Raw genomic sequence first — 9,594 nt, 5'->3', positions numbered from 1 at the left:
CGCGACGCCATCACCGACGGCGCCACCGTCCCGCTCTACTACGAGAACCGCATCCCCGAGCTCCAGCTCGTCAACGACGACTTCGCCGACGAGCTGGCCGAGCTGTTGGAGGAGGCCGAGCTCGACGACGACGCCGAGGGTCAGCTGGCCCGCCGGTTCGGTCACGAGTACACGCTTCTCACCCGGCCCGAGCGGTTGCGCGCCGTCGCCCGGGACCTGGTGCGGCACTTCGTGGGCCGGGGGTTCACCGGCAAGGCCATGTACGTCGGGATCGACAAGGCCGCCGCGGTCCGCATGTTCGCCGACGTGTCCGCGGCGTGGGCCGAGCACCTGGCCGAGCTGCGGGCCGAGCACGACGCCCTACCCGAGCTGGAGCGGCCGTGGCTGGCCAGTCGAATCGAGATGATGACCTCCACCGACATGGCGGTGGTGATCAGCCAGGGCCAGAACGAGATCGCCCACCTCGAGCGCCAGGGGCTCGACATCCGCCCCCATCGCAAGCGGATGCTCGAAGAGGACCTGGCCGAGAGGTTCAAGTCCGCCGACGACCCGCTGCGGCTCGTGTTCGTGTGCGCCATGTGGATGACCGGGTTCGACGCCCCGAGCGTGTCGACGATCTACCTCGACCGGCCCATGCGCAACCACACGCTGATGCAGACCATCGCCCGGGCCAACCGGGTGTTCCCCGACAAGGACAACGGGCTCATCGTCGACTACATCGGTGTGTTCCGGAACCTCGAGAAGGCCCTCGCCATCTACGGCGCCGCCAACGCCGAGATCGGCGTCGACTCACCGATCCAAGACGTCGATGCCCTCGTCGACGCCCTCGGGGAGGCGATCGACACGGTGGTGTCGTTGTGCTCGTCGCACGGTGTCGACCTGATCGCCATGCGCGACGCGTCGGGCTTCGCTCACATCGCGTTGCGCGACGCTGCGGTCGAGGCACTGCTGGTGGACGAGGACACCCGCACGGCGTTCCTGGCCGCGGCCCGCCAGGCCCGCAAGATCTTCAAGGCGCTGCTGCCCGACCCGTCCGCTGCGGGCCACCAGCGCACGGTGGCCGCCATCCGGGTGCTGGCCGAACGCATCGCCGAGGTGTCCCGCCCTCCCCGGGCCGACCTCGACGAGGTGTCTGATGCCGTCGAGGCCCTGCTCGACCGCTCCGTGGGTGCCGAGGAGTACGTGATCCGCGCCGCCGCCGAAGGCAGTGAGCCCGACCCGCTCATCGACCTCTCCCAGATCGACTTCGACGCCCTTGCCGCCAGCTTCGCCGGTCGAAAGCGGGCCGAGACCGACCGCCTGGCCGCCCTGCTGAAGCAGCGCACGGCGGGCGCCGCGGCCCGCAACCCCACCCGCTACGACCTGGTCGCTCGCATCGAGGAGCTCATCGCCGACTACAACGCCGGCAGCCTCAACATCGACGAGTACCTGCGCCGGCTCATCGACCTGTCGAAGTCCCTCACCGCCGAGGAGCAGCGAGCGGTCAGCGAAGACCTCACCGAAGCAGAGCTGGCCATCTTCGACCTGCTCACCAAGCCCGAACCGGTCCTCGACGACGCCCAGAGGGAGGTGGTGAAGGCCAGCGCCAAGCGCCTCCTCGCCCACCTCCACGACAAGCTGGTCCTCGACTGGCGCCGCAAGTCGGCCACCACCGCGGCGGTTCGGGTGACCATCCTCGATGTCCTCAACGAGGACCTGCCCGAAGCCCCGTACCCGCCCGAGGTCTTCGACACGAAAGTCCAGGCCGTCTTCGACCACGTCACCACCGTCTACGGCGACGACGGATCGAGCGTCTATGACGGTGCTGTGATCGAGCCCGCCGTCGGCCGTGCCGGGGTCGCCACGCTGGCGGCACCGGATCTCGGCTCGATCGTCGACGACGTGGTGGAGCGCATCCGTCGCGACGCGAAGTTCGCGTCGCTCGTCGCCGATCAGCTCGGCCTCGCCGGCGGTGCCGCGCTGCGGACCATCGAGGAGATCATCGACAACGACGAGGATGTCGCCGTCGAGTTCAAGTCCACCGCCCGCTGGGACCTCCGGGAGGGCAAGGCGAGCAAGGTGATCGAGGACGCCATCGTGAAGACTGTGGCCGGCTTCCTCAACACCGACGGCGGATCCCTCCTCATCGGCATCGGCCCCGACCGCGAGGTCATCGGCCTGGCCCACGACTACGCCAAGGTCCAGCCGAAGAACGGCGACGGCTTCGTCAACTGGCTCACGACGCACCTCATCGCGGCCCTCGGCCACCCGCCGGTCACCCGCACCCGAGCCCGCATCGCGGTCCACGAGGGCAAGGAGATCTGCCGCCTCGACGTCGCCGCCTCCCCAACCGCGGTGCGGGCCAAGACCAGCAAGGCCGAGAACGTCTTCTACCTGAGGATGAACAACTCCACCCGCGCCGTCCCCGACGACGAAGCGATCGAATACTGCGCCGTCCGCTGGCCGGCGCCCCCCGCACGAGAGGTATGAGCGAAGCATGAGGACAGCGACGGCGCCACTCCTCGCTCACCGGTTGGCACTGTGCTCCGGTCCTTCGCGGCCTGCTCGGACACGCCGTGCATCGTGCAAGGACCTGGGGCGTGCTCGCATGGCGTGGACCAGGTCCCCTCGTCATCGCGAGCCCTACGCTTCGCGGGTGGCCCACGACACCTCGAGTGACGCGCAGGACCGCCAGGACCAGGTGTTCCGGGCGATGTCCCCTGAGCAGCGGATCGCCATGGCCGTCGAGATGAGTGAGGTGGCCTTCCGCATGGCCGCCGACGGGATCCGCCTGCGCCATCCCGGCTACAGCGACGAGGAGGTCCGTCTCACCGGCATCCGCCTCCGCATCGGCGACGACCTCTTCCGCTCGGCGTTCCCCGCCGGCCCCGTACTCCCCGCATGACCACCGCCTCGTCGCTCGGGGCCATCATCGATGCGCTGGACGGTGCCGGCATCCCGCACATGCTCGCCGGCTCGTTCGCCAGCTCGCTCCACGGCTTGGCCCGCACGACAGCCGACATCGACCTGGTGATCGATCCTGCCGCCGGGGCCGTCGACCGGTTCGTCGACCGCCTCGACGTCGACCGGTTCTACGTCGATCGACAGGCCGCTCGACGGGCCTCGGACCAGCGTGACCAGTTCAACGTGATCGATACCGCGACGGGCTGGAAGGTGGATCTGATCGTGAAGAAGGACCGCCCCTTCAGCGTCACCGAGTTCGAGCGGCGCAGCCCGGCAACCGTGCTCGGGGTACCGGTGCTGGTGGCCACCGCTGAGGACACGGTCCTGGCCAAGCTCGAGTGGTCCCGGGGAAGTGACTCCGATCGCCAGCGCCGCGACGTGACGGAGATCCTGCGGATCCGCGCTGCCGGCTTGGACGAGGCCTACCTGGATCGCTGGGCCGCGGACCTCGACCTCACCGACCTCCTGGCCACCGCCCGCCGCGCCGCCAGCTCGACCTGAGGATGCGACACCCGCTCTCGCGCCCGGTGGCTACTCGGCGCGTGCGGACCAGGCGCCGTTGGCCGAGATGACCACGAGGGCGCCGCCACCGTCGATCAGAACGGTTCCCTGGTAGGGGCCGATCTCGTTGATGGCCAGGTCCGGGAACCCGCCCGAGTGGACCTGGACGATGAAGTTCGAGTCACCGTCGTGGCTCCACGCCATCGCCCCGCCCGATCCGTTGCGCCGCACGACATCGTCACCTCGCCCTGACACCTCACCCTCGAAGCTGCGCACCGACCCGGTGGACCGGAACTCGATCGTCCACGGACCGTCGGCCGAGACCTCCAGCTGGGCCGCTTCTCCGTCGTCATCGAGGAGCGTCACCCCCTCGTAGCTGCCGATGGCGTTGACCAGCAGGGTGCCCGGTCCCTGGACGATGAAGTTGGCGGACCCGGAGTGGCGGGCGAACACCACGGTCGGCGTCCCCGCCCCGTCAGGTCGGGGGACATCGATGACGTCGTCGCCGGCACCAGAGATGACCACCGGGGCGGCCACCGGCGGCGGGGGAGCGGTGGTCGTGGTCGGCGGCGCAGTGGTCGTCGGTGGAGCGGTGGGCGGCGGCGCGGTGGTCGGTGGCGCAGTGGTCGTCGGCGCTGCCGTCGTGGGCGGCGCGGTGGTCGTCGGCGCTGTCGTCGTCGGCGCGATCGTCGTCGGAGGTGCGAGTGCACGGGCGGCGTGGTCGCACAGGTCGTTGGCCCCCGCAGGGATCCCAGTCCCCTCGCACAGGGCCGCCAAGAACTCGACGGCCCCGCTGCGGCCACCGGTCGCATCGCCGTACGCGGCGCGGAAGTCGCCCAAGGTCGCGCAGTCCCGCATCGGCTGGGGGCTGAGCTCCTCGCTCTCCTCGCTGGCCTCGAAGGCGTCGGCCACAGCGACCTCACGCGGTGTTCGTGGTGAGGTGGTGGTCGTCGCGGGGTCAGTGGTCGACGACGTTGGCGCCGGCTGCGTGCTCATCACCTCCGCCGAGTCATGTGCCCCGCCGCCGCACGCCGCCAGCAACGCCCCCAGCAGAAGCGTCGCCCGGGCGGGCCTGGATCCGGTCGTCCTCACGGTGTTCCCCTCCCGACGACCGATGCGCCACCAGCACTGCTGCAGGTCTCTGCGCCATCGTCCCGCACTCCGAAAGGTATCGAACGAGGCGCAACCGCTCAAGCAGGACCGTCCACGGCCGATGGCGGATGCGATGAGCAGGCACACCTTCGACAAGCGCGTCGGTCGACGGGTCCAGGTCGACCCCCAACCAGTCCTGTGGCGCGTCGATCCCAGCAAGTCCGCGCCGGCGCGCCGCCGGAGGTTCCGTGCGCCCCCGACCGCCGAGCTGCTCGACGTCTCGGTCAGCGGGCTCCGGGTCAGGGGCCCGGCGCCCAGGGACCTTCGAGTGGGAACGGTCCTCGCCATCGAGGTCGACGGCCTCGTGGGTCGGGTGAGGATCCGCCGCATGGATCCCGAAGACGGCGGTCGCCAGTGCGAGTACGGCCTCGAGCTGGTCGACGCCCAGTCACCGCTCACCCTCCACCTGCACCGCCAGCTGTCGAAGATGTCGGACGTGAGCGCCTCGCAGTGGCACGGCTCGAGAGGCTGAGTCGCCACCTGGCGCGACGGGCGTCGACCGTCGGCGTCCGGCCCGCGCTCGCGAGCCGACCTAACGTCGAGGGTGATGTCGGATCGCACCCTCGCCGCCCTCGCCCTGGTCCCGGTGCCCGACCGTGGTCGGCGCTACTCGGCCACCCGCCGGGTGCGCTGGGGCGACGTCGACCGGCGCGGGAGGCTCCGGCTCGACGCCCTTGCCCGTTACCTCCAGGACGTCGCCAACGACGACACCCGCGACGCCGGTCACGACCCGATGGCCCCGTGGGTCGTGCGCCGCACCGGGGTGCGGGTGGTCTCGCCTCCGACCCTGCTCGAGGACCTGACCCTCACGACCTTCAACGGCGGCATCGGCAGCCGCTGGGCCGAGCGCCGCACGTCGATCACCGGTGACCGGGGCGGACACGTCGAGACGGCGTCGCTGTGGATCTTCCTCGACCCGAGCACGAACCGTCCGGCGCGCCTCACCGCGGAGTTCCTCGACACCTACGCCGAGGCGGCGATGGGCCGCACGGTGAAGGCCCGGCTCTCCCACGGTCGGCCGCCCGACGGCGCAGAACGCCGGGCGTGGCCCCTGCGCAGCACCGATCACGACCCCCTCGGCCACGTGAACAACGCCGCCACCTGGGCGCCCGTCGAAGACGAGCTCGACCGCCGGGGCATGGTGCCGCGGTGGGCCGAGGTCGAGTACGGCGACGCCATTGGACCGACCGACGAGGTCGAGCTCTTCTCGACCCTCACCGCGGAGGGCACCGTGGCGATGTGGCTGGTGACCGACGGCGCGGTGCGCGCCTCGGCCGTCGCAGGGTCGAGCTGATGGCCGCCCTGGGCGCGACCGGCGCCGCCCCGACCGCCCGCCCCGCCCCGACCGCCCGCCCCGCCTCGACAACCGGCGACGCCTCGACCGCCGGCACCCCGTCGACAGCCTGCGCCGCCCGGAACCCGACAGGAGCACGGCCGTGGAGCTGAGCGACGCCATGAGGACCACCGGTGCGGTGCGGGCCTTCACCGCCGAACCGATCCCCCCCGGGACCCTCTACCGGGTCCTCGACGACGCCCGCTTCGCGCCCAGCGGCGGCAACCAGCAGGGCTGGCACGTCACCGTCGTCCGCGACGTCGAGCTGCGGCGCCGCCTCGCGGACCTGAGCGCCGCCACCTGGGACCGCTACCTGGCCGAGCAGGCCGCCGGCTACCGGGCCTTCAACCCCATCCAGCCCGCCCCCGCCGACGTGCCGATCCCCGAGGGCCTCCCTGCCCATCCCATGCTCGAGGCCATCGAGGCCGTGCCCGAGGTGTTGCTCGTCACCGTCGACCTGCGCGTGCTGGCGGTGATGGACCGGGCCCTCGACCGCTTCTCGATCATCGGCGGAGCGTCGATCTACCCGTTCGTGCAGAACCTGCTGCTCGCGGCGCGCAACGTCGGGCTCGGCGGTGTGGTCACCACGTTCCTCGCCGCGTCGGAGACCGAGGCCGCCCCTCTCGTCGGGCTCCCCGAGGGCCACGCGGTGGCCGCCCTCATCGGTCTGGGCACGCCCGTGCACCAGGCCACCCGGCTGCGCCGCCACCCGGTCGAGTCCTTCACCACCATCGACCGCATCGACGGTCCACCGCTCGAGCCACCACCGACGGGGTGACCAGATCGCCGCGTCGAGCGACCAGCCCATCGACATCGGGGCTAGCGGGCTCGGGCCGCCCGCCGCTGGTGGCCGTAGGCATACGCGTGCTGGGGCATGAGCGCCACGAGCTCAGGGTGGTCCTCGGGCCGGCCCCGGTCGGACTCGTCCACGATGCGGATGACCTTGGCCGGCACCCCACCGACGATTGCGTTGTCGGGCACCTCGCCCCGCACCACCGACCCCGCGGCGACGACCACGTGACGGCCGATGCGGGACCCGGGCAGGACCACCGCGCCGTGGCCGATCCACGAGCCGGCGCCGATCACCACCGGCTGGTGCGGTCCGAGCTGGTGGCCGATGGGCACCGTCAGGTCCTCGAAGCCGTGGTTGGAGTCGGTGACGAAGACGTCCTGGCCGAACCACACGTCATCATCGATCTCGATCGACTCGTGGGCGATGAGACCCGAGCGCAGGCCGATCACGCAGCGGTCGCCGATCACCAGCGCCCGGGGCGGGACCGTCTGCTGGTCCGGGGTGTAGCCGGCGGCGAGCGTGACCCAGCACCCGATCAGCGTCTCGGAGCCGATGTGCACCTGGCGCTCGCCGTAGAGGGTGGCGGGGGGGAACCCGACGACGCTGCCCGGGCCGAAGGAGCCGAAGCGCTCCGCGGCGCGGGTGCCGGGGGCGATGGCCCCCGTCCGGCGCAGCGCGGCCCACCCCCGCTGGATCGCCTCGTTGGCGACGCGTCGCGTGAGCTGCTGGAGGCGGGACTCGGACATCGGCGGCAGCGTAGGACTCGCAGCCGCCGGTCGGTCGATCGCGCCCGGCCCGCCGCCGGGCCTGGGTAGCGTCCCGAGGATGGCCGATGACCACGAGACGCCCACGATCGAACAGATCCTCGACGTCCTCTCCGAGGGGCCCCTCTCGGTCGAGGCCCTCTCGGCGCGCCTCGAGGGTGGTCCCGCTGTCGACGTGGACGCGCTCGACGATCTCCTGGTCGACCCCCGCATCGTGGCCCTGGCCGACGGACGGGTCGCCGGCGGGGTCGCGCTGTGCCGGGGATGGACGGCGAGGCACCGACTCAGCGGCGACGAGGCCACCGGTCGCCACGTGCGCCTCGACGACGACACCATCGCCCTGTTCGCCTGCGCCCCGGGCCCCATGGTCGTCAGCGTGGGCGAGGCGCTCGTCGTCCCTCGCTCACCCCTCGACGAGACGGGCGAGGAGGACTTCAGCGTCCCCCCCGTCATCGACCTGCCCGAGGGCTGGCACCCGGCGCTGGCCGCGGGCGACGTGGTGGGCCTGGCGATCGACGACGACGGCCGTCTGGTGCTCGAGGTCGACGGCTTCGACGTCGCCGCGCCCGGTGAGGACGGTGGGGCAGCGGCGGTGGTCGCCGCCCTGGTCGCCGCCGGGGAGGCTCACGGCTACCAGCTGCGCGTCGTGGAGGACTCCGCCGGGAGCTCCGACGGCGCGGTCGGAGCGGCCGGCGGTTGGGTCGCCGAGGCGGTGCGGGCGGTGACCGAGGCGCTCGCCCGTGACGCAGCGGTGGTGAGGGCTCTGCGCCGGCCGCTGACCGAGGTCTACGCCGAGGCCGACATGGCCTTCGGGGCGGGCCTGGTGGCGGCGCCGGGGGTGGCCGACCACCAGCTGCGGTTGTTCCAGGTCGGCTACGACATCCTCGGCGGAGCCACCATGGACCCTGACCGGGCGGAGGTGGCCGAGGCCCTCGGCATGGCCTGGTTGCTGCTGCTCGGCGCCGGCCTCGACGAGATCCCCGACGACCTGCGCGTCCGGGCCGTGGCTGCGGGGTTGAGCGATCCCGTCGTGGCCGAGGCCGTGGCCGACCACCTCCGCGTCGTCCCCGAGGACGTGGTCGCCGACGGCATGGTCGAGCGCCTCGCCGAGGTGGTGGCGGCTGCGCCGGGTGCGCCGGGGCCGGCCTTCGTGCTCACCGAAGCCGCGGTGATCACCGGCTCCGCCCCCCAGGTGCTCGCGGTGCTCGGGGACGCCCTGGCCGCGGCCGACCCCGACGAGTGGGAGGCCGCGTTCGAGGCCCTGGGTCACCTGCGCGCCGTGGCCGGCGACATCGACGGCGCGGTCCGGGTGTTCCGGGCGCTGGACGACCCCGACGCCGTCACGTTCCTGCAGCGCTGGCGGGCCGACGTCCCCGCCGGCGTCGGCCGCAACGACCGGTGCCCCTGCGGGTCGGGACGCAAGTACAAGCAGTGCTGCCTGGTCACGCCTCGGCCCATGGCACTCGAGGCCCGCGTGGCGCTGCTGTGGTGGAAGGCCCAGACCTGGTGCCTAAAGAACCACTTCGAGACTATGCCGTGGGGCGACGACGTGGACGGACCCGACGGCGAACCCCTCATGTTCCTGGCCGCCGACTGCCACCTGGTCGAGGACAGCGCCCTGGCCGGCTTCAGCGTCGAGCTGGGACCGCTCCTCCCCGACGACGAGGCGGCGCTGGTCGAGACCTGGCTCGAGCGCCCCCGCCGGCTCTGGGAGGTCGGCCCGGTCGACGACGATCACCTCGAGCTGCGTGACCTCACCGGTCCCGGTGCGGTGACGACCGTGGAGCCCCTGTCCGACTCCCGTCTCGGCGTCGGTGAGGTCGTCCTCGCCACCGTTGTGCCGACGGGCGGCCCGCACGAGGCCCTCGCCGGCAAGGTCGTGCCGATCCCTGCCTCCCAGCGCGAGGCGGGTCTGGCGCTGCTCGCAGATCACCCCGACGGCCAGACGCTCTTCGACTGGGTGCTCGCCGTCGCCGACGGCGCCCCCTGACCCAGCTCTGACCCAAGTCCGCGCCACGGGGACTTGAGCCCGAAGTCCGACGGTGGCCCGACCATCGGGCCATCGGGCCACGGAAGGGTCGCCGCCGGCCGCGGCGACGGCCGGGCGC

The 9,594-nt window shown here is 72.3% G+C and carries 9 protein-coding genes; 7 read left to right on the top strand and 2 right to left on the bottom strand.

Features of this window, described 5'->3' with window-relative positions:
• The 3 genes from VNL12_RS07195 to VNL12_RS07185 form a co-directional block, all read left to right on the top strand.
• On the top strand, positions 1 to 2,469 hold a 2,469-nt coding region (locus VNL12_RS07195), incomplete at its 5' end, for a type I restriction enzyme endonuclease domain-containing protein (RefSeq protein ID WP_325592992.1).
• A gap of 166 nt (positions 2,470 to 2,635) precedes the next feature.
• On the top strand, positions 2,636 to 2,884 hold the full coding sequence (locus tag VNL12_RS07190) for a hypothetical protein (protein WP_325592990.1): 249 nt from the start codon (positions 2,636 to 2,638) through the stop codon (positions 2,882 to 2,884).
• Complete coding sequence (locus VNL12_RS07185) at positions 2,881 to 3,444, top strand: hypothetical protein (protein WP_325592988.1); 564 nt, start codon at positions 2,881 to 2,883, stop codon at positions 3,442 to 3,444. The genes VNL12_RS07190 and VNL12_RS07185 overlap by 4 nt, the downstream gene beginning before the upstream one ends.
• A gap of 30 nt (positions 3,445 to 3,474) precedes the next feature.
• On the opposite strand, the gene VNL12_RS07180 is transcribed toward VNL12_RS07185, so the two are convergent.
• Complete coding sequence (locus VNL12_RS07180) at positions 3,475 to 4,356, bottom strand: hypothetical protein (RefSeq protein ID WP_325592986.1); 882 nt, start codon at positions 4,354 to 4,356, stop codon at positions 3,475 to 3,477.
• 313 nt (positions 4,357 to 4,669) lie between these two features.
• On the opposite strand from VNL12_RS07180, the gene VNL12_RS07175 reads away from it, so the two are divergent.
• The 3 genes from VNL12_RS07175 to VNL12_RS07165 all read left to right on the top strand — a co-directional run bounded on the left by VNL12_RS07175 (position 4,670) and on the right by VNL12_RS07165 (position 6,707).
• A complete protein-coding gene (locus VNL12_RS07175) occupies positions 4,670 to 5,068 on the top strand; it encodes a PilZ domain-containing protein (protein WP_325592984.1) in 399 nt (132 codons plus the stop codon).
• A gap of 75 nt (positions 5,069 to 5,143) precedes the next feature.
• The gene (locus VNL12_RS07170; protein ID WP_325592982.1) at positions 5,144 to 5,890 is read left to right on the top strand and encodes an acyl-ACP thioesterase domain-containing protein; all 747 of its coding nucleotides are present in this window, start codon (positions 5,144 to 5,146) and stop codon (positions 5,888 to 5,890) included.
• Between the two features lie 142 nt (positions 5,891 to 6,032).
• Positions 6,033 to 6,707 (top strand): nitroreductase family protein, encoded by a 675-nt coding sequence (locus tag VNL12_RS07165; protein WP_325592980.1) that lies wholly within the window; start codon positions 6,033 to 6,035, stop codon positions 6,705 to 6,707.
• Positions 6,708 to 6,748: 41 nt separating this feature from the next.
• On the opposite strand, the gene VNL12_RS07160 is transcribed toward VNL12_RS07165, so the two are convergent.
• A complete protein-coding gene (locus VNL12_RS07160; RefSeq protein WP_325592978.1) occupies positions 6,749 to 7,468 on the bottom strand; it encodes an acyltransferase in 720 nt (239 codons plus the stop codon).
• 79 nt (positions 7,469 to 7,547) lie between these two features.
• Here VNL12_RS07160 and VNL12_RS07155 point away from each other — a divergent pair, with 79 nt between their 5' ends.
• Complete coding sequence (locus tag VNL12_RS07155) at positions 7,548 to 9,476, top strand: SEC-C domain-containing protein (protein WP_325592976.1); 1,929 nt, start codon at positions 7,548 to 7,550, stop codon at positions 9,474 to 9,476.
• Positions 9,477 to 9,594: the final 118 nt, after the last annotated feature.

Source organism: Iamia sp. (genome assembly GCF_035575815.1).
Lineage (GTDB): Bacteria > Actinomycetota > Acidimicrobiia > Acidimicrobiales > Iamiaceae > Iamia.
This window is presented reverse-complemented; position numbering and strand designations above follow the sequence as displayed.